This window comes from Escherichia sp. UTM R2, from assembly GCF_048593455.1.
Taxonomy (GTDB): domain Bacteria; phylum Pseudomonadota; class Gammaproteobacteria; order Enterobacterales; family Enterobacteriaceae; genus Escherichia; species Escherichia coli.
The window spans coordinates 1,408,887-1,428,740 of record NZ_JBFWDY010000002.1 but is presented as its reverse complement, the minus strand read 5'-3'; the positions used below and the strand labels follow the sequence as shown (position 1 = coordinate 1,428,740).

Here is a 19,854-nt window from a genome sequence, read left to right as displayed (position 1 = left end):
GAAGGCATCATCCTTCGTTATGCATTTCGAGATTTTCCACTTCGTTCTGACGTTGCACTGCTTTGGCGTCATCATTACGTAACGTATCGAGGAAATCGAGGTAGCCCTGATCAACGTCTTTGGTGACGTAGACGCCGTTGAATACCGAGCATTCAAACTGCTGAATATCCGGGTTTTCCGCGCGGACGGCTTCGATCAGATCGTTCAGATCCTGGAAAATCAACCCGTCAGCACCGATGATCTGGCGAATTTCATCCACTTCACGACCGTGAGCGATTAGCTCCGTGGCGCTCGGCATATCAATACCATAAACGTTCGGGAAGCGAATTTCCGGTGCCGCAGAAGCGAGGTACACTTTCTTCGCTCCGGCTTCGCGTGCCATCTCGATAATCTGCTCAGAAGTGGTGCCACGGACGATGGAGTCGTCGACCAGCAGGACGTTTTTATCGCGGAACTCGGCGCGGTTGGCATTCAGTTTACGGCGCACGGACTTACGACGCAGCTGCTGGCCCGGCATGATAAAGGTGCGGCCAACATAGCGGTTTTTAACGAAGCCCTGGCGGTACGGTTTGCCCAGAATACGAGCAATTTCCAGCGCGATATCACACGAGGTTTCTGGGATCGGGATCACCACGTCGATATCCAGATCTTCCCATTCGCGGGCAATTTTCTCGCCCAGTTTCGTGCCCATATTCACACGCGCGCTGTAAACGGAAATTTTGTCGATGAACGAGTCCGGGCGAGCAAAGTATACATACTCAAACAGGCACGGATTGCTGACCGGATTGTCAGCACATTGACGGGTAAACAACTGCCCTTCTTCAGTGATGTAAATCGCTTCGCCCGGCGCGACGTCACGCAGGAAATCAAAGCCCAGCGTATCGAGCGCTACGCTTTCGGAAGCGACCATATATTCTGTACGGTTCTCGTCAATATCACGTTTTCCCAGTACCAGCGGACGAATCCCGTTTGGATCGCGGAAAGCAACCATACCGTGGCCGATAATCATCGCCACACAGGCATACGCGCCGCGGATTAAGCGGTTTGTGGCAGCAATGGCAGCGAAAATATTGTCGGCTTCCAGCGGGTAGTGGCGGAAATTGTCCAGCTCGCTGGCGAAGATATTAAGCAGAATTTCCGAGTCGGAAGTGGTGTTGATGTGGCGGCGTTTTTCTTCAAACAGTTTTTTACGCAACTCGTGAGCGTTGGTCAGATTGCCGTTGTGGGCAAGCGTAATGCCATACGGGGAGTTAACGTAAAACGGCTGCGCTTCAGAGGCGCTGGAGCTGCCAGCCGTGGGGTAACGCACATGACCAATGCCCATATTGCCCTGCAAACGCTGCATATGGCGAGCTTCAAATACATCGCTCACCAGCCCGTTCGCTTTACGCAAACGGAAGCAGTTATTGGCATCTATGGTGATGATGCCGGCGGCATCCTGACCGCGATGCTGAAGCACCGTTAAGGCATCATAAATCGACTGGTTAACCGGCATAACACCGGCGATACCGACAATACCGCACATACGTCTTTTTCCTCGTTAAGCCACATCTCAGAGCACTTACGCTCTGGGCAAGAAACTTGACGAGCTTTGCAGATAATCAAAAAACCATCTGATGATAAAACTGAATTGCGGGATCAGCTGTGATTTGCTCCAGTCTTCGCTTTTCGACACCCCGGTAAAGGAGTCGAGAAAGAAGAGAATGGCAGCAACAATCAACACACCGCGCAACGCACCGAAACAGACGCCCAGCACCCGATCGGTGCCTGACAACCCCGTTTTCTCCACCAACTGGCCTATCACGAAGTTCACGATAGCACCAACGATCAGGGTAGCGATAAACAGTACCGCGATGGCAATCCCATTTCGAACCAGTTCGTCTTCAAAGCCCGTAAACCAGACTGACAGGTAAGTGTAGTAATGACTGGCAACAAAGAAAGCACAACCCCATGTCACCAGCGATAACGCTTCACGAACAAAGCCGCGGATCAGGCTAACCAGAGAGGAAAAAGCAATCACCGCGATTATGGCGTAATCAATCCAGACCATATGTGTCCCACGATTTTACGCCCTGTCATCCTGTTCGGGGCGCATTCTAACAGAAAAAGAAAACGTTTGCGTAGGGATTTCCTTCCCGCGCATCAATAAAAATGGCGCTGAAAAAATATTCAACGCCATCGACTTTTTATGCCTTTGCGGCATCGGGCAATGCGTGTCGGATGCGGCGTAAACGCCTTATCCGACCTACGGTTCTACCCCTGCGTAGGCCTGATAAGACGCGCCAGCGTCGCATCAGGCAAGACCGTATTAATTCGGCGTATAGCCCATTACCACGCCACTTAAGCCAGAAAGTTGCTTCAACTCACCCAGCGAACCTTTCAGCTTATCTTTCGAGGCATCCGGCCCAACCAGAATACGGGTAATTTTACCCTGCACTGGCGTGGATGGCGACGTATAAACCCGATAACCGGCACCGCGCAGCTTACCGACAATCTCATTCACTTTATCGGCATTTTTCAGCGCACCCAGTTGCACAACATAGGCTTTACCCGTCGGTGCAGCTTTTTCTTCCACGACCGGCTTCGGTTCTGGCTTCGGCGCAGGTGGTGCTTCAACCTTTGGTTTAGGCGGCTCCACCGGTTTCGGCTTCGGTGGGGCGACCGGTGCAGGTTCCGGTTCAAACTCGGTGTTATTGGCTGCAATAGTGGCCGGATCGAGCGACGGTGCTGCGGCATCACCTGCCCGCACCTCTTCCGCTGCGCCTTCCGGCGGCTGCGTCGGTAACGCCTGGGTGGCGGCTGGCATCATATCAGGCTCATCACGATCGCCCGCTTTCGGCACCAGCGGGATAGCCGCGAACTCATCCTGATAATGTTTTTTCTGCCCGTCCAGCAGCCCTGGAAGTACAATCACCCCCAGCGCCACCAGCACGATCGTGCCCACTAACCGATTCTGAAACTTACTTGCCACCGCTTCTCCTCGCGTCAATCACTTCCATGACATGTGCGACCGTGTGGAAAGAACCACACACCAGCACGGTGTCTTCCGCTTTAGCGTCCGCCATTGCGGCATCCCATGCCTGCGCAACGCTATCAAATGATTTGCCGTTACCCAAATGCTCAAGCAGTTGTTCTGCCGTGGCACCGCGCGGCCCTTCCAGTGGCGCACAATACCAGTCATCAACCACGCTTTTCAACCAGGCCAGAGTTCCGGCAATATCTTTATCATGTAGCATACCGATAACCGCCAGCACGCGCCCGTTTTTCGGTAGCGCTTTCATACGCCCGGTGAGATATTCCGCCGCATGTGGATTATGCGCGACATCAAAAATAACGCGTGGCGACTCGCTCACAATCTGGAAACGTCCCGGCAAAATTGCGCTGGCAATCCCGTCGCGAATGGCATTTTCACTGACTTCCAGCCCGCTGGCACGCAGTGCCGCCAGCGCTGTTGCGGCATTCGGTTGCGGGACAAGCGGCAACGGCAGATTTTCCAGCGTGCCGTGAGCATCGCTAAACGCCCAGTCATGATCGGTGACGGAATAGTTCCACTCAACGCCCCGACGTTGTAACAGTGCACCTTTTTCCTGCGCCACATCAGCAATGGTAGAAGGCATTTCCGGCTCACCGACAATTGCCGGTTTTTCGCTGCGGAAGATGCCTGCTTTCTCGCGACCAATACTTTCGCGATCTGGACCCAGCCAGTCGGTATGATCCAGCGCAATACTGGTTACTACCGCGACATCGGCGTCGACAATATTGGTTGCGTCCAGACGACCGCCCAGCCCTACTTCCAGAATCACCACGTCAAGTTGTGCCTGCTTGAACAGCCACAACGCCGACAGCGTACCGTACTCGAAATAGGTCAGGGAAATATCACCGCGTGCCGATTCAATCTCCGCAAAAGAGGCGGTGTGGGCCGATTCCGGCAATTCCTGGCCCTGCACACGTACGCGCTCGGTATAACGCACCAGATGAGGCGAACTGTAGACGCCCACTTTGTACCCTGCCGCCATCAGAATCGACTCCAGCGTACGGCAGGTGGTGCCTTTGCCATTCGTACCCGCAACGGTAAACACAAATGGCGCTGGTTTCAGGACGCCAAGACGCGCCGCGACCAGGCTCACGCGCTCAAGGCCGAGATCGATAGTTTTACTGTGCAGGTTTTCCAGATAAGAAAGCCACGAAGCCAGAGGCGACGCGGCTTGAGGAGTGCGTTTGATAATCATGGTATCCGCTGATTCGTTACGGTGAGAATAGCAAAAGGGCAGAGCCAGTGGCCCTGCCCTTATCAGTTATCAGGCCTCAGGTTCCTGATCCGGTACCGGGGGTACCACTACGCCTTCACGCGGCGCTTCAGGATTCGGCGCTGGCAGATTCATCAACTTCGCCAGAATGCTCGCCAGTTTCAGGCGCATTTCCGGACGACGGACGATCATGTCGATCGCGCCTTTCTCGATCAGGAATTCACTGCGCTGGAATCCAGGCGGCAGTTTTTCGCGAACGGTCTGTTCGATAACACGCGGACCGGCAAAGCCGATTAACGCTTTCGGTTCAGCGATGTTGAGATCGCCCAGCATGGCGAAACTTGCAGAAACACCGCCCATCGTCGGGTCGGTCAGCACGGAGATGTACGGCAAGCCGCGCTCCTGCATTTTTGCCAGTGCCGCAGAGGTTTTCGCCATCTGCATCAGCGACATCAGTGCTTCCTGCATACGTGCGCCACCAGAGGCGGAGAAGCAGATCAGCGGGCAGTTATCTTCCAGCGCCTGCTCAACGGCACGCACGAAACGTGCACCCACAACAGACCCCATTGAACCGCCCATAAAGGCGAACTCGAATGCCGCAGCGACAACCGGCATTCCATACAGAGTGCCTTTCATCACCACCAGCGCATCTTTTTCGCCGGTTTCTTTCTGCGCAGATGCCAGACGGTCTTTATACTTCTTGGAGTCACGAAACTTCAGCACATCTTTCGGCTCAAGCTCGCTACCCAGCTCCACAAGGCTTCCTTCATCTAACAGGCTATGCAGGCGATTACGCGCTGTCATACGCATGTGATGGTCACACTTCGGACAGACCTCAAGATTACGTTCCAGCTCAGCGCGGTATAAAACCTGACCGCAGCTATCACACTTAGTCCACACCCCTTCAGGAATGCTCGCCTTGCGGGTGGGAGTAATGTTGCTTTTAATTCGTTCAATCCAGCTCATTAGGGACCTTTCTGTCTGAACCTGGTTCGATGCCAGTTTTATCTTTGGGGACGCATAATGCCATTTTTGCCCCCAACAGACCATGAATGTTGCACATTAAAACATAACAGCCCGAAACTTTGGATAAAAAAGTGGTCGAACCGCGGAGTTACTTTTTATTTTGCGGCGCGTGCCGCAGCGCGTTTGTGACGGATTATTTCGATGACGCCCGGCAAAATAGAAACCACAATAATCCCGACGATCAGCAGCTTAAGGTTATCCTGAACCATCGGGATTGTACCGAAGAAATAGCCTGCGTAGGTAAAAAGCAGTACCCACAACAGTGCGCCGATCACGTTATAAGCGGCGAAATGACGGTACGACATGTGGCCCATTCCCGCAACAAACGGGGCGAACGTTCTGACGATCGGCACAAAACGGGCGAGAATAATCGTTTTGCCGCCATGTTTCTCATAAAACTGATGGGTTTTGTCGAGATAACTGCGACGGAAAATTTTCGAATTGGGATTACTGAACAACTTTTCACCGAACAACCGCCCGATAGTGTAATTGACCGCGTCACCCACAATCGCGGCGATCAGCATCAGCACCACCATCATATGGACGTTGAGATCGTTGGTTTCCAGTGATGCCAACGCTCCGGCAACAAACAGCAATGAATCACCCGGTAAAAACGGCGTTACCACCAGACCGGTTTCACAGAACAAAATTAAGAACAAAATGGCATAAACCCAGACGCCGTACTCCGCGACCAGCTCTGCCAGATGCACGTCAATGTGCAGGATAAAATCGATGAGGAAATAAATCAGGTCCATATTTGCCTATGCCTTGTACTCGTCATCTTTCAGGCTGTAACTACGTTGGCTACAGCCTGAAATGTTCCGAGCATTATTCTCGTTAGTCCGCCAGAAATAGCGGGCCCATTGGCGGTTTTGGAAGATCATACCGGTCAGGGTAATCCACCGCGACCAGATACAGCCCTTCCGCTTTTGCCGTTGCTGCCGCCAGCGTTCTGTCCTTTGCCGCCAGCAACTCTGCTATCCAGCTCTCCGGCTGGTTGTGGGCACCGACTTCCATCAGGCTGCCGACAATATTCCTGACCATATGATGTACAAAAGCATTCGCTTTAATATCTACCACCACATAAGGACCGTGACGCGTGACATTAATATGCATAACGTTGCGCCACGGGGTTCGGGACTGGCACTGCACCGCACGGAACGAGGTGAAATCATTCTCGCCCAGCAAGCATTGCGCAGCCCGATGCATCCGTTCAGCGTCCAGCGGTTCGTAAAAATGGGTTACCCCTTTACTCAGTACCGCCGGGCGCAGCCGATGATTGTAGATGATGTAGCGATAACGGCGAGCCGTGGCGCTAAATCGGGCATGAAAATCATCAGGTACAGCTTTAACCCAACGCACAGCGATGTCACCAGGTAAATTCGCATTTACGCCCAAGGTCCACGCCGCGTCTTTGCGCAGCGCGGTTGTTTCGAAATGCACAACCTGCCCGGTACCGTGTACCCCTGCGTCAGTACGCCCGGCGCAGAAGACGGTGATGGGTTCGTTCGCCACCTGGGAGAGCGCCTTTTCCAGCTTCTCCTGCACACTGCGAACTTCGTTCTGCCGTTGCCAGCCGTAATACTTACTGCCGTCGTACTCAATGCCCAGCGCAATTTTATAAACTGGCGGTTGTTGCTGGTCGGACATTAGTACAGATACTCCTGCACCAGTTTCTCGGCGATTTTTACTGCCATCAGCGCGCCGCCAAAGCGAACGTTATCGGCCACCGACCAGAACTGGACTTGCTCCGGCATACCGTAGTCATTACGCACGCAGCCAACAGAAAGATGCGGCGTACCCGAAGCATCACCTACCTGAGTTGGGAATTCGTTCTCTTCAGAGAGCACAATATCTTCGCCTTGAACAAACGCATCACGCGCTTCTTCTGCTGCCAGTGGACGCAGAGCTTCAAAGTTGACCATCTGGGCATGACCGTAGAATACCGGTGCCTGGACGACGCTAGCCGAAATCATCAGCCCTTCGTCCTGCAGGATTTTGCGTACTTCGTCAACGATACGACGTTCTTCACGCACGCTACCTTCGCTATCCGGCAGTAACGGCAGCATGTTGAACGCCAGCTGACGCCCGAAGAAATCTTCTTCGTCAATCGGAATGCCGTTGAGCAATTTCGCACTCTGCCCCGCTAACGCATCGACCGCTTTTTTGCCCTGGGCGGAGGCTGAAATCAGGCTGGTAACGCTGATACGTGATAAACCGCCCTGATCGATTAACGGTTTCAGTGCCGCCAGCAGCTGGCTGGTCAGACTGTCTGGTACGGCGATGACATTCCGGTTCCGGTAATCTGTCAGTACAAACGGGTTTACTTCCGGCACCACCAGCGGTACGTCGGGTTCGAGAGCAAACAATCCACTGCTGTCGATCACCAGGCAACCTGAGTTGGTCGCTTCTTCAACCCAGGCAGCGGTAGCTTCTTTGCCTGCGACAAAAAATGCCAGCTGCGCCTGCGTCCAGTCGAATTCAGCGGCATCCTGCACGGTGATTGTCTTACCACCAAAGCGCAGTTGTTCGCCTGCGCTTTCGTTACGTGCCAGTGCATAAATTTCCCCAACCGGGAACTGACGTTCAGCCAGCGTTTCAAGCAGGGCTTCGCCCACAGCGCCAGTTGCGCCCAGGACGGCAATGTTCCAGCCTTCAGACATGGTGGTTTACTCCAGAAATAGCAAAGCTCCCTGCCAATGTTACAGCAGAGAGCATGAAGAAGAGATTAACGTGCCGGATGATGAACGGCGTTAAAACCCAGTTTACACAGCAATGATGCCGCACTGGCGTCATCACAAATTACATACAGAGATGACCATTCACGGCGCTCAAGATAGTTTTTGCGCAGTTTATCGAACTCACCCGGTATCCCGGCGACTTTACGCAGCGGTGCGTCATCGCGGCGCACATCATACACCAAATGCACCAGCCTTTTCAGCGTCGGTTGATCGAGCGGGCCATGCAGCGTAATGCGACCAAACTCTGGCGCGGGCAGTAATGTATCCAGCGCAACGTGCTGTTCATGCCCAATAAACTTGCTATAGGCTTCAAACACTTGCGTAGTACCGCGTGCTTTACCTTCCAGGGTATAACCTGCGATATGCGGCGTGCCGATATCCACTTTTGTCAGCAACTCCACGTTAAGTTCCGGTTCGCCTTCCCAGACATCCAGCACTACGCTTAACTTCTGGCCTTCATTCAGGCAGGTCAGCAACGCAGTATTATCGACGACTGCGCCACGGCAGGCGTTAATCAGAATCGCTCCCGGCTTCAGGCTACGGATCAGTTTTTCATCCGCCAGATGCAGCGTTTTGTACGGCCCATCTTTGAAGAGTGGCGTATGGAAAGTCAGAATATCCGCATGCTGAACTAATTCATCCAGCGAGCGGAAATCACCCTCATCCCCACGGTCAGCGCGAGGCGGATCGCAAAGCAATGTTTTAATCCCTAACGCTTCCAGTCGCGCCTGCAATCGACGTCCAACGTTACCAACGCCCACGATCCCCACCGTACGGTCGTGCAGTGAAAATCCATCGCGTTCGGCAAGCATCAGTAGTGAGGAGAAAACATATTCCACCACCGCAATCGCATTACAGCCAGGTGCAGCGGAAAAACCAATTCCCGCCTGCTTCAACCATGCTTCATCGACATGGTCGGTCCCCGCAGTGGCAGTGCCAACAAATTTAATGGGTTTTCCTGCCAGCAAAGATTCATTCACTTTCGTGACCGAACGCACCATCAGCGCATCCGCGTCTGCCAGTTGAGCGACGGGGATTGGACGCCCGGGAACCGCGGTCACCTCACCCAAACGGCTAAATAAGTCGCGGGCATAAGGCATATTTTCATCAACAAGGATTTTCACGTTTGTGTTACCTGTATGAGACGAGAGTTAACCGGACAAGTGTGCCATAATCTCGCGGCCAGGCATACTTGCGAAGATTTCAGGTATAAGGATACGTAATGATACAACCTATTTCCGGCCCTCCTCCTGGGCAACCACCAGGTCAGGGAGATAATCTGCCGTCTGGCACGGGCAATCAGCCTTTATCCAGTCAGCAACGTACTTCGCTGGAAAGCTTAATGACGAAAGTGACCTCACTGACGCAACAGCAAAGAGCAGAACTGTGGGCGGGTATCAGGCACGATATTGGTCTGTCGGGAGATTCACCGCTGCTTTCGCGTCACTTCCCTGCCGCTGAGCATAATCTGGCGCAACGTCTGCTGGCCGCGCAAAAAAGCCATTCTGCCCGCCAGCTTTTAGCGCAATTAGGGGAGTATTTACGTCTGGGGAATAATCGTCAGGCGGTCACGGATTATATCCGTCATAACTTTGGTCAGACGCCGCTGAATCAGCTCTCACCGGAGCAATTAAAAACCATTCTCACCCTGTTGCAGGAAGGGAAGATGGTTATTCCGCAACCACAGCAGCGCGAGGCGACCGACCGTCCTTTATTACCGGCGGAGCACAATGCGCTAAAACAGCTGGTGACCAAACTTGCGGCGGCAACGGGGGAACCCAGCAAACAGATCTGGCAATCGATGCTGGAACTTTCCGGGGTGAAAGATGGCGAGTTAATTCCAGCGAAACTGTTTAACCATCTGGTGACCTGGCTACAGGCGCGTCAGACGCTAAGCCAGCAAAATACGCCGACGCTGGAATCACTACAGATGACGCTAAAACAACCTTTAGATGCCAGTGAACTGGCGGCGTTATCGGCATATATCCAGCAAAAATATGGTCTTTCTGCGCAATCATCGCTTTCTTCTGCCCAGGCCGAGGATATTCTTAATCAGCTTTATCAACGGCGGGTTAAAGGGATTGATCCGCGTGTTATGCAACCGCTGCTTAATCCTTTTCCACCGATGATGGACACGTTGCAAAATATGGCAACGCGTCCCGCGCTGTGGATACTGTTAGTCGCGATTATCCTGATGCTGGTCTGGCTGGTTCGTTAACCCCGACGAAATGACAGTATCGTGACAATAATACCCAGCACCGCAGAGATCGCCCCGGCAAGAAATACCGAAGAGTAACCAAACGTGGTCGCCAGCATTCCCGCCAGCGGCCCGGAGACGCCGAGGGCGATATCCTGAAACGCGGCGTAACCGCCCAGTGCGGTGCCGCGAACTTGTGAGGGGACGCGTTTAACCACCTCCACGCCCAGCGCAGGAAAGATAAGCGAACATCCGGCTCCGGTTAACGCCGCGCCCGCTAATGCGACCCATGCACCTGGGGCTTGCCAGAGCAGCAACAAGCCCACCGTTTCTACAAGCAGAGAGACAATCGCCACTTTCACGCCGCCAAAACGGTCCGGCATCCAGCCAAACATGACGCGCATCACGACAAATGCGCCGCCAAACGCGGTAAGAGTAAAGCCCGCCATCGCCCATCCTTTGCTGGCAAAGTAGAGCGAAACGAAAGTCCCGATAACAGCAAAACCAACGCCTTGTAGTGCCAGACCTAACCCTGGTTTCCAGATAAGCCCGACAACGCTCCACAGCGATGGACGTTCTCCCGCCAGGGCCGGTACTTTGCGCACTGTGCCGTTACAGGCCCACGCCAGTAAGGGTAATACCATTGTGGTGATCGCCAGTGCGGCAAAACCGTAATGGCTATGAATCAACAGGCCAAGCGGAGCACCAACAGCGAGGGCACCGTAAATCGCCATTCCATTCCATGACATCACTTTGCCAGAGTGTTTTGGCCCTACGATGCCTAACCCCCAGGTCAGAGCGCCTGTCAGTAACTGGCTTTCACCAAAGCCAAGAATCAAACGCCCGATGACCAACAGGGCAAATTTGAACGGTGCGGAGACAGGCAAAATCGCCGCCAGCAGCAACGCGCCGCCAGCCAGACCACAAGCTAATATCCCCTGAAGCGCCGAACGTTTTGCGCCATATTGATCGGCCAGTCGCCCGGCATAGCCACGCGTCAGCACCGTAGCCAGAAACTGAATCCCGACGGCAATCCCGACCATGGTATTGCCATAGCCCAGATCATGATGAACAAACAGCGGGATAACCGGCAACGGCAGCCCTACGGTCATGTAGGTGAGAAAAACCGCAAAAGCGATGCGGAAGAGCGAAAAATTGGCAGAAGATCGTGTTTCGGTTTGGCTTACAGCAGTCATGCATTACTCCAGAATGCAGCGCAAGGCGAGGAGTATCCCCGTCTCATCTCTCTGGTTTCAGGGTTACGGTGCGTTGGCAGGATTTAACGCGTACGTCTTTTCAGAAGGAAATCGACAAAGCGGGAAGTTTGCCTGGAACTGGCGGCGATTGTCAATGATGTGAAAAAGGGAACCATCAGGTTCCCTTTTGCGTTAGTGCCGGAGGCCGCATTGGCGCGTAACGTCGGATGCGACGCTGGCGCGTCTACTCCGACCTACTGCGAATTAATCTTTCAGCTTGCGCATTACCAGCGTGGCGTTGGTGCCGCCGAAGCCGAAGCTGTTAGACATAACGGTGGTCAGTTCGCGATCGGTCGTTTCGGTCACGATGTTCAGACCCGCAGCCTGCTCGTCCAGCTCTTCAATGTTGATGCTCGGGGCGATAAAGCCGTGTTCCAGCATCAGCAGAGAGTAGATAGCTTCCTGTACGCCAGCAGCGCCCAGAGAGTGACCGGTCATGGCTTTGGTTGCAGAAATCGCCGGGCTCTTATCGCCGAACACTTCACGGATAGCTGCCAGCTCTTTCACGTCGCCAACCGGAGTCGAAGTACCGTGGGAGTTCAGGTAATCGATTGGGGTATCAACGCCATGCATCGCCATCTTCATGCAGCGTACTGCGCCTTCGCCAGACGGAGCAACCATGTCTGCACCATCAGAGGTTGCGCCGTAGCCAACGATTTCAGCATAGATGTGAGCACCACGCGCCAGCGCGTGTTCCAGCTCTTCAACCACTACCATACCGCCGCCGCCAGCGATAACGAAACCGTCACGGTGAGCGTCGTAAGTACGGGAGGCTTTTTCCGGGGTGTCGTTGTATTTAGTAGACAGCGCACCCATTGCGTCGAATTCGCAAGCCATTTCCCAGCACAGCTCTTCGCCGCCGCCAGCAAACACGATGTCCTGTTTGCCCAGTTGGATCTGCTCTACTGCGTTACCGATACAGTGTGCGGAAGTCGCACACGCGGAGCTGATGGAGTAGTTAACGCCATGAATTTTAAACGGGGTGGCGAGGCAGGCAGAAACGCCGGATGCCATCGCTTTGGTGACCACATACGGGCCAACCGCTTTCAGGCCGCGCGGGCCGCGCATTGCGTCAGCGCCGAACACCTGGAAACGCGGGGAGCCGCCGCCGGAACCTGCAATCAGGCCAACGCGCGGGTTATTCTGGTAAGCTTCCGGAGAGAGGCCCGCATCAGCGATTGCCTGCTCCATAGAAAGGAATGCATAAATGGATGCGTCGCTCATAAAGCGCACAACTTTGCGGTCAATGAGGCCAGTGGTATCCAGTTTTACGTTGCCCCAGACGTGGCTACGCATGCCGGAATCCTTCAGCTCCTGAGAGAAAGTGATCCCTGAACGTCCTTCACGCAGAGATGCCAGGACTTCCTGCTGGTTATTACCGATGCTGGAAACAATGCCCAGGCCAGTAATCACTGCACGTTTCATTCAATACCTCTGTAAGTCGCACATAGAGTAAGTTTCGAATGCACAATAGCGTACACTTGTACGCCGAACAAGTCCGATCAGCCATTTAATAGAGAAATTTGCGCAGCCTTACACACATCGCTAAGATCGAGCCACCGCCTGTAAGACGAGTAACTTACGTGAAACACTACTCCATACAACCTGCCAACCTCGAATTTAATGCTGAGGGTACACCTGTTTCCCGAGATTTTGACGATGTCTATTTTTCCAACGATAACGGGCTGGAAGAGACGCGTTACGTTTTTCTGGGAGGTAACCAATTAGAGGTACGCTTTCCTGAGCATCCACATCCTCTGTTTGTGGTAGCAGAGAGCGGCTTCGGCACCGGATTAAACTTCCTGACGCTATGGCAGGCATTTGATCAGTTTCGCGAAGCGCATCCGCAAGCGCAATTACAACGCTTACATTTCATTAGTTTTGAGAAATTTCCCCTCACCCGTGCGGATTTAGCCTTAGCGCATCAACACTGGCCGGAACTGGCTCCGTGGGCAGAACAACTTCAGGCGCAGTGGCCAATGCCCTTGCCCGGTTGCCATCGTTTATTGCTCGATGCAGGCCGCGTGACGCTGGATTTATGGTTTGGCGATATTAACGAACTGACCAGCCAACTGGACGATTCGCTAAATCAAAAAGTAGATGCCTGGTTTCTGGACGGCTTTGCGCCAGCGAAAAACCCGGATATGTGGACGCAAAATCTGTTTAACGCCATGGCAAGGTTGGCGCGTCCGGGCGGCACGCTGGCGACATTTACGTCTGCCGGTTTTGTCCGCCGCGGTTTGCAGGACGCCGGATTCACGATGCAAAAACGTAAGGGCTTTGGGCGCAAACGGGAAATGCTTTGCGGGGTGATGGAACAGACATTACCGCTCCCCTGCTCCGCGCCGTGGTTTAACCGCACGGGCAGCAGCAAACGGGAAGCGGCGATTATCGGCGGTGGTATTGCCAGCGCGTTGTTGTCGCTGGCGCTATTACGGCGCGGCTGGCAGGTAACGCTTTATTGCGCGGATGAGGCCCCCGCACTGGGTGCTTCCGGCAATCGCCAGGGGGCGCTGTATCCGTTATTAAGCAAACACGATGAGGCGCTAAACCGCTTTTTCTCTAATGCGTTTACTTTTGCTCGTCGGTTTTACGACCAATTACCCGTTAAATTTGATCATGACTGGTGCGGCGTCACGCAGTTAGGCTGGGATGAGAAAAGCCAGCATAAAATCGCACAGATGTTGTCAATGGATTTACCCGCAGAACTGGCTGTAGCCGTTGAGGCAAATGCGGTTGAACAAATTACGGGCGTTGCGACAAATTGCAGCGGCATTACTTATCCGCAAGGTGGTTGGCTGTGCCCAGCAGAACTGACCCGTAATGTGCTGGAACTGGCGCAACAGCAGGGTTTGCAGATTTATTATCAATATCAGTTACAGAATTTATCCCGTAAGGATGACTGTTGGTTGTTGAATTTTGCAGGAGATCAGCAAGCAACACACAGCGTAGTGGTACTGGCGAACGGGCATCAAATCAGCCGATTCAGCCAAACGTCGACTCTCCCGGTGTATTCGGTTGCCGGGCAGGTCAGCCATATTCCGACAACGCCGGAATTGGCAGAGCTGAAGCAGGTGCTGTGCTATGACGGTTATCTCACGCCACAAAATCCGGCGAATCAACATCATTGTATTGGTGCCAGTTATCATCGCGGCAGCGAAGATACGGCGTACAGTGAGGACGATCAGCAGCAGAATCGCCAGCGGTTGATTGATTGTTTCCCGCAGGCACAGTGGGCAAAAGAGGTTGATGTCAGTGATAAAGAGGCGCGCTGCGGTGTGCGTTGTGCCACCCGCGATCATCTGCCAATGGTAGGCAATGTTCCCGATTATGAGGCAACACTCGTGGAATATGCGTCGTTGGCGGAGCAGAAAGATGAGGCGGTAAGCGCGCCGGTTTTTGACGATCTCTTTATGTTTGCGGCTTTAGGTTCTCGCGGTTTGTGTTCTGCCCCGCTGTGTGCCGAGATTCTGGCGGCGCAGATGAGCGACGAACCGATTCCGATGGATGCCAGTACGCTGGCGGCGTTAAACCCGAATCGGTTATGGGTGCGGAAATTGTTGAAGGGTAAAGCGGTTAAGGCGGGGTAATCTGCTCTCGCAGTGTTTGCCGGATGCGGCGTGAACGCCTTATCCGACCTACGTGTGACGTGTAGGCCTGATAAGACGCGATAAGCGTCGCATCAGGCATGCTGCTCCAGACGCCGCAACTTACTGCTGTGACGCCTGCTGAAACAGGTTTTCCCACATATCGGTCACCAGCGCCTGGTCACGCGGCGACAATTCACCAGCACCAATGGCTTTTTCCAGACTCTGGCTAACGGTCGTATGCACCGCCTGAGCGGAGTGGTCATCACCACTTTCCAGTTCTGCGATGGCTAATGTCAGGTGGCCACGCAAATACCCACTGGCAAACAACTCATCATCACTGGCATGGTCAACCATACCGTCGATTAATGCCAGAATGCGTGATTCAAACTCCGCGATCATCTTCTTTCCTCATTGTAAAACGTGGCGCTGGCTTCAGTTGAGCGCTTCCGGCCACGGGAACTGTTCCGCCGTAAGTTCCGGCGTGTGATAATAATTTTGTAGTGCTTTAATGAAGCGTGCCGGGCGTTCGGGAATGCCGTTTGCCAGATAATCCATCACCTGCGCATGTACTCGCCGTTGAAATACCACACGATCCGGTTCGAAGTCGCCTTCCAGATTGTCGCAACTGACGTTAAACGGATATCCCGCCGCCACACAGAACAACCAGTCGAGCGCCTGCGGCTTCACTTCAACATCTTCAAACTGGCTTTGCGTCTGGGCATCGCGTCCGTCCGGGCAATACCAGTAGCCGAAATCAACCAGCTCACGGCGCGCTTTTCCGGCAATACACCAGTGCGAAATCTCATGAATTGCGCTGGCATAAAAGCCATGAGCAAAGACGATTCGGTTATACGGTACTTCCGCATCAGCAGGAAGATAGATCGGTTCGTCGTCGCCTTTAATCAGACGGGTATTAAAATTATCGGCAAAGCAGCTATTAAAAATTTCAATCAACTGCTCGTAGTGGTGTGTACTGTTCATTAGTTCATCCCCAACCAGTGGAGGATCTCCTGTCCGTGGCTGTCGTAAAGTAATTTGGCACTCATCACCGCCGAGACAATAACAATCATCGGGCGGATCAGCTTTTGTCCTTTGCTCAACACCAGTCTTGAACCCATGCGCGCGCCGAGGAACTGCCCCACCAGCATGACAAAGCCCGTCGCCCAAATCACTTTGCCACCGAGAATAAACAGCAGTAAACCGCCGATATTTGACGTTGCGTTGAGTAATTTGGCGTGAGCCGTGGCTTTGGCGAGGTTGAATCCGCACAGCGTAACAAAGGCCAGTGCGTAAAACGATCCGGCTGCCGGACCAAAGAATCCGTCATAAAAACCGACGCAGCCACCGGCAATTAACGCGAAGGGTAAACCGTACATCCGGCGCTGGCGATCTTCTTCACCCAGCTTTGGCATCAGCAAGAAATAGAGGCCGATACAAATTACCAGAATGGGCAAAATCTGCCGTAAGACATCAGCCTGAACGTATTGCACCAGCAGTGCGCCGCTCATTGAGCCGACAAAGGTCATGGCGATATTGAGTTTCTGATCGCTTAAACTAACCACTTTGCGGCGAATAAAGTAGATAGTGGCGGAAATAGAGCCGCCGCAGGCTTGCAGTTTATTGGTTGCCAGCGCATTAGCGGGAGACATCCCCGCTGCCATCAATGCCGGAATGGTGAGTAACCCACCGCCACCGGCAATCGAGTCGATAAATCCCGCCAGCATGGCGACAAAAAAGAGAACTCCCAGCAACAGCGGGGAAACCATAAACAGGCTATTAAACGTTTCCATTAGATCACGTGCTCATCCAGTAGCGCCTGGCAGGAAGGCGGCAACGGAGGCGGTGTCTTCTTCTCAGGCTTTGTTGTTCCCGGTTTTGGAGGTTCAAACCAGCTTTGCAGTTCTGCCCCGCAACCATCGCCTGGTGGCGGTAAAGGTTGATCTTCACACTCCAGACTATCGGCAGGACAACGTAATCGTACATGCATATGCGCGCGATGCTGGAACCAGGGTCGCACTTTGCGCAACCAGTCGCGATCGGTGCCCGCATCAAGGCAAAGTTGTTGTTTAATCGCCGGATTAACAAAAATGCGTGTGACGTCTTTGTCCTGGGCGGCGAGTTTGATCAAGCTGAAAATTTCTGGCTTCCACAGCGTGGGGACAACGTGTTTACCGTCGCGGGAAACTAAGTCCAGTGCTTGCGGGCGCAAGAGCTGCGCGGAGGTCCAGCGTGTTTTCGGCAGTTGCAAGAAGATATCAACATCCAGTCCGGTCTGGTGGCTGGCATGACCGCCGTTGAAACGCCCACCAGCGGGCATCCCCATATCGCCAATCAGCACCGTACCCATGCCCAGATTGCTCACCTGGCTACTCAGACGCTGGATAAACATCACTAGATCCGGGTGTCCGAAATAGCGACGCTGATCGGTACGCATGACCTGATAATGTTCGGACTGTATCGGCAGCGTGTCAGCGCCGACGATACAGCCATTAGAAAAACTGCCTATCGATTGTGCGCTACCCGGCACAGGTTGGGTTATTTTTTGCCACGGCGTCGCTGCCAGGCAGGCGCTACTGGCAAGCAGGGCCAGCAGCGCAATCGCGGTTTTGTTCATTTTTTACCAGCGTGGAATATCAGTCTTCACATCGGCATTTTGCGCCCGTTGCCGTAACAGGTGATCCATTAAAACGATCGCCAGCATCGCTTCAGCGATCGGCACCGCGCGGATCCCGACACAGGGATCGTGACGGCCTTTGGTGATCATCTCAACTTCTTCGCCAAAGCGGTTAATGGTACGCCCCGGCACGGTAATGCTGGAGGTCGGTTTCAGCGCCATATGGGCAATGATTTGCTGCCCGCTGCTGATACCGCCGAGAATGCCGCCCGCATGGTTGCTCTGGAAACCGTCTTTGGTGATTTCGTCGCGATTCTGGCTGCCGCGCAGCGCCACTACGTCAAAACCGTCGCCAATTTCCACGCCTTTCACCGCGTTGATGCTCATCAGCGCATGGGCGATGTCGGCATCCAGGCGGTCAAAGACCGGCTCGCCAAGTCCGGCGGGGACACCACTGGCTACAACGGTGACTTTCGCGCCGATGGAGTCGCCCTCTTTTTTCAGCGCGCGCATCAGTTCATCTAACGCGTCGATTTTGTCCGGGTCCGGGCAGAAAAACGGATTTTGTTCAACCAGCGACCAGTCTTTGATTTCCAGCGGAATGTCGCCCATCTGGGTCAGGCAGCCGCGGATTTCAATACCAAATTTCTCGGCGAGATATTTTTTGGCAATCGCCCCTGCCGCCACGCGCATGGCGGTTTCGCGGGCGGAAGAACGTCCACCGCCGCGATAATCGCGCAGACCGTATTTTTGTTCGTAGGTGTAATCGGCATGGCCTGGACGGAAAACGTCCTTAATCGCACTGTAATCCTGAGAGCGCTGGTCAGTGTTTTCGATCAACAAGCCAATGCTGGTGCCAGTAGTAACGCCTTCAAAAACACCGGAGAGAATTTTGACCTGATCCGGCTCGCGGCGCTGGGTGGTATAGCGCGATGTCCCAGGACGACGACGGTCAAGGTCATGTTGCAGGTCCGCTTCCGTCAGCGGAATACCCGGCGGAACACCATCGACGATGCAGCCGAGCGCCAGCCCGTGCGATTCGCCGAAAGTGGTTACGCGAAAGAGTTGTCCAATTGTGTTTCCAGCCATCACGGCTCCGTTATTGTTGTGTTTGCGTGTTTACTTAATCTTTATAAATCGCGAAATGTTCACGGGCCGCCAGCAGCTGCTCTTTGGTGAGCATAAACACACCATCGCCGCCGTTATCAAACTCCAGCCAGGTGAACGGAACATCCGGATATTGTTCCATAAGATGTACCATGCTGTTGCCGACTTCACAAATCAACACGCCATCATCCGCAAGGTAATCTGCCGCGTTACCGAGAATGCGACGCGTCAGTTTCAGGCCGTCGGTGCCAGATGCCAGGCCCAGTTCCGGCTCGTGACGGTATTCGTTTGGCAGGTCGGACATATCTTCCGCATCGACATACGGCGGGTTAGTGACAATCAGGTCGTACTGCACTTTCGGCAAGTCGCGGAACAGATCGGAACGAATCGGAATGACGTTGTGGATCAGACCGTGTTCTTCGATGTTCTGTTCAGCAACCGCCAGCGCGTCTGGAGAGATATCCACCGCGTCGACTTCCGCTTCCGGGAAGGCATAAGCACAGGCAATGGCGATGCAGCCGCTACCGGTACACATATCTAAAATATGCTGCGGTTGCCTGCTGATAAGTCCGGCAAATTTATTGTTGATCAGTTCACCAATCGGCGAGCGCGGCACCAGCACGCGTTCATCGACGTAAAATTCATGGCCGCAGAACCACGCTTTGTTGGTCAGGTAAGCCACCGGAATGCGTTCATTGACGCGGCGGATCACGCGTTCAACAATACGGTGTTTTTCGCTGGAGGTCAGACGCGCGGTGCGCATATCTTCCGGAATATCCAGCGGCAGGTAGAGCGAAGGCAACACCAGCTGTACGGCTTCATCCCACGGGTTATCGGTACCGTGACCGTACCAGATATTTGCCGCGCTGAAGCGGCTCACCGACCAGCGCAACATGTCCTGAATGGTTTGCAGCTCATTTACTGCTTCATCAACGAAAATTTTATCCACGTATTCCTCCAGGGCATGATCGCAATAATTTCGGCGGCTAGTTTGCCATGAAGATGACGATAAATCAGCATTCACGCGCGGTGAGTGAGGAAAAATACGTTTAAAACGATCGATTGCGCTACGAGTC

19 protein-coding genes are annotated in these 19,854 nt (G+C 53.7%); 2 read left to right on the top strand and 17 right to left on the bottom strand.

Going from position 1 to position 19,854, the window contains the following annotated elements:
• Nucleotides 1-7 precede the first annotated feature (7 nt).
• The 9 genes from purF to pdxB form a co-directional block, all read right to left on the bottom strand.
• A complete protein-coding gene (purF, locus tag AB4H76_RS07740; protein WP_000334221.1) occupies nucleotides 8-1,525 on the bottom strand; it encodes an amidophosphoribosyltransferase in 1,518 nt (505 codons plus the stop codon).
• Between the two features lie 36 nt (nucleotides 1,526-1,561).
• On the bottom strand, nucleotides 1,562-2,050 hold the full coding sequence (gene cvpA, locus AB4H76_RS07735; RefSeq protein ID WP_000262113.1) for a colicin V production protein: 489 nt from the start codon (nucleotides 2,048-2,050) through the stop codon (nucleotides 1,562-1,564).
• Nucleotides 2,051-2,308: 258 nt separating this feature from the next.
• Complete coding sequence (gene dedD, locus AB4H76_RS07730) at nucleotides 2,309-2,971, bottom strand: cell division protein DedD (RefSeq protein WP_000146992.1); 663 nt, start codon at nucleotides 2,969-2,971, stop codon at nucleotides 2,309-2,311.
• Nucleotides 2,961-4,229, bottom strand: coding sequence for a bifunctional tetrahydrofolate synthase/dihydrofolate synthase (folC, locus tag AB4H76_RS07725; RefSeq protein WP_000584546.1), 1,269 nt, complete (start codon nucleotides 4,227-4,229; stop codon nucleotides 2,961-2,963). Before folC ends, dedD begins: the two co-directional genes overlap by 11 nt.
• 69 nt (nucleotides 4,230-4,298) lie before the next feature.
• The gene (accD, locus tag AB4H76_RS07720) at nucleotides 4,299-5,213 is read right to left on the bottom strand and encodes an acetyl-CoA carboxylase, carboxyltransferase subunit beta (RefSeq protein ID WP_000118404.1); all 915 of its coding nucleotides are present in this window, start codon (nucleotides 5,211-5,213) and stop codon (nucleotides 4,299-4,301) included.
• A 155-nt stretch (nucleotides 5,214-5,368) separates the two neighbouring features.
• The gene (locus AB4H76_RS07715; protein ID WP_000364335.1) at nucleotides 5,369-6,028 is read right to left on the bottom strand and encodes a DedA family protein; all 660 of its coding nucleotides are present in this window, start codon (nucleotides 6,026-6,028) and stop codon (nucleotides 5,369-5,371) included.
• A gap of 82 nt (nucleotides 6,029-6,110) precedes the next feature.
• The gene (truA, locus tag AB4H76_RS07710; protein ID WP_001283585.1) at nucleotides 6,111-6,923 is read right to left on the bottom strand and encodes a tRNA pseudouridine(38-40) synthase TruA; all 813 of its coding nucleotides are present in this window, start codon (nucleotides 6,921-6,923) and stop codon (nucleotides 6,111-6,113) included.
• Entirely contained in the window at nucleotides 6,923-7,936 is a 1,014-nt protein-coding gene (locus tag AB4H76_RS07705; protein ID WP_001289167.1) for an aspartate-semialdehyde dehydrogenase, read from the bottom strand. Before AB4H76_RS07705 ends, truA begins: the two co-directional genes overlap by 1 nt.
• Before the next feature lie 65 nt (nucleotides 7,937-8,001).
• Nucleotides 8,002-9,138, bottom strand: coding sequence for a 4-phosphoerythronate dehydrogenase PdxB (pdxB, locus tag AB4H76_RS07700; RefSeq protein ID WP_000699121.1), 1,137 nt, complete (start codon nucleotides 9,136-9,138; stop codon nucleotides 8,002-8,004).
• A gap of 98 nt (nucleotides 9,139-9,236) precedes the next feature.
• Between pdxB and flk the strand changes: the two genes are divergently transcribed.
• On the top strand, nucleotides 9,237-10,232 hold the full coding sequence (gene flk, locus AB4H76_RS07695) for a flagella biosynthesis regulator Flk (protein WP_000615834.1): 996 nt from the start codon (nucleotides 9,237-9,239) through the stop codon (nucleotides 10,230-10,232).
• Here flk and AB4H76_RS07690 read toward each other — a convergent pair.
• Nucleotides 10,229-11,407: an MFS transporter gene (locus tag AB4H76_RS07690; protein ID WP_085452693.1), complete on the bottom strand. Its 1,179-nt coding sequence runs from the start codon at nucleotides 11,405-11,407 to the stop codon at nucleotides 10,229-10,231. The two genes, flk and AB4H76_RS07690, sit on opposite strands and share 4 nt — an antisense overlap.
• A gap of 264 nt (nucleotides 11,408-11,671) precedes the next feature.
• Entirely contained in the window at nucleotides 11,672-12,892 is a 1,221-nt protein-coding gene (fabB, locus tag AB4H76_RS07685) for a beta-ketoacyl-ACP synthase I (protein WP_000817178.1), read from the bottom strand.
• A 158-nt stretch (nucleotides 12,893-13,050) separates the two neighbouring features.
• Here fabB and mnmC point away from each other — a divergent pair, with 158 nt between their 5' ends.
• Nucleotides 13,051-15,057, top strand: a complete 2,007-nt coding sequence (gene mnmC, locus AB4H76_RS07680; RefSeq protein WP_000683789.1) for a bifunctional tRNA (5-methylaminomethyl-2-thiouridine)(34)-methyltransferase MnmD/FAD-dependent 5-carboxymethylaminomethyl-2-thiouridine(34) oxidoreductase MnmC — start codon at nucleotides 13,051-13,053, stop codon at nucleotides 15,055-15,057.
• A 120-nt stretch (nucleotides 15,058-15,177) separates the two neighbouring features.
• Here mnmC and AB4H76_RS07675 read toward each other — a convergent pair whose 3' ends face one another.
• Genes AB4H76_RS07675 through prmB form a run of 6 tightly spaced genes read right to left on the bottom strand, consistent with a single transcriptional unit; the run spans nucleotide 15,178 to nucleotide 19,727 of the window.
• Entirely contained in the window at nucleotides 15,178-15,456 is a 279-nt protein-coding gene (locus AB4H76_RS07675; protein ID WP_000559764.1) for a YfcL family protein, read from the bottom strand.
• Between the two features lie 33 nt (nucleotides 15,457-15,489).
• Nucleotides 15,490-16,038 carry an elongation factor P hydroxylase gene (gene epmC / locus AB4H76_RS07670; RefSeq protein WP_001089250.1) on the bottom strand — a complete coding sequence of 183 codons (549 nt, stop codon included), beginning with the start codon at nucleotides 16,036-16,038 and terminating at the stop codon, nucleotides 15,490-15,492.
• Nucleotides 16,038-16,847 carry a sulfite exporter TauE/SafE family protein gene (locus tag AB4H76_RS07665; RefSeq protein ID WP_000447361.1) on the bottom strand — a complete coding sequence of 270 codons (810 nt, stop codon included), beginning with the start codon at nucleotides 16,845-16,847 and terminating at the stop codon, nucleotides 16,038-16,040. The genes epmC and AB4H76_RS07665 overlap by 1 nt, the downstream gene beginning before the upstream one ends.
• The gene (mepA, locus tag AB4H76_RS07660) at nucleotides 16,847-17,671 is read right to left on the bottom strand and encodes a penicillin-insensitive murein endopeptidase (RefSeq protein ID WP_001043792.1); all 825 of its coding nucleotides are present in this window, start codon (nucleotides 17,669-17,671) and stop codon (nucleotides 16,847-16,849) included. The genes AB4H76_RS07665 and mepA overlap by 1 nt, the downstream gene beginning before the upstream one ends.
• Nucleotides 17,672-17,674: 3 nt before the next feature.
• On the bottom strand, nucleotides 17,675-18,760 hold the full coding sequence (gene aroC / locus AB4H76_RS07655; protein ID WP_000918470.1) for a chorismate synthase: 1,086 nt from the start codon (nucleotides 18,758-18,760) through the stop codon (nucleotides 17,675-17,677).
• 34 nt (nucleotides 18,761-18,794) lie between these two features.
• Entirely contained in the window at nucleotides 18,795-19,727 is a 933-nt protein-coding gene (gene prmB, locus AB4H76_RS07650; protein WP_001459941.1) for a 50S ribosomal protein L3 N(5)-glutamine methyltransferase, read from the bottom strand.
• Nucleotides 19,728-19,854 lie beyond the last annotated feature (127 nt).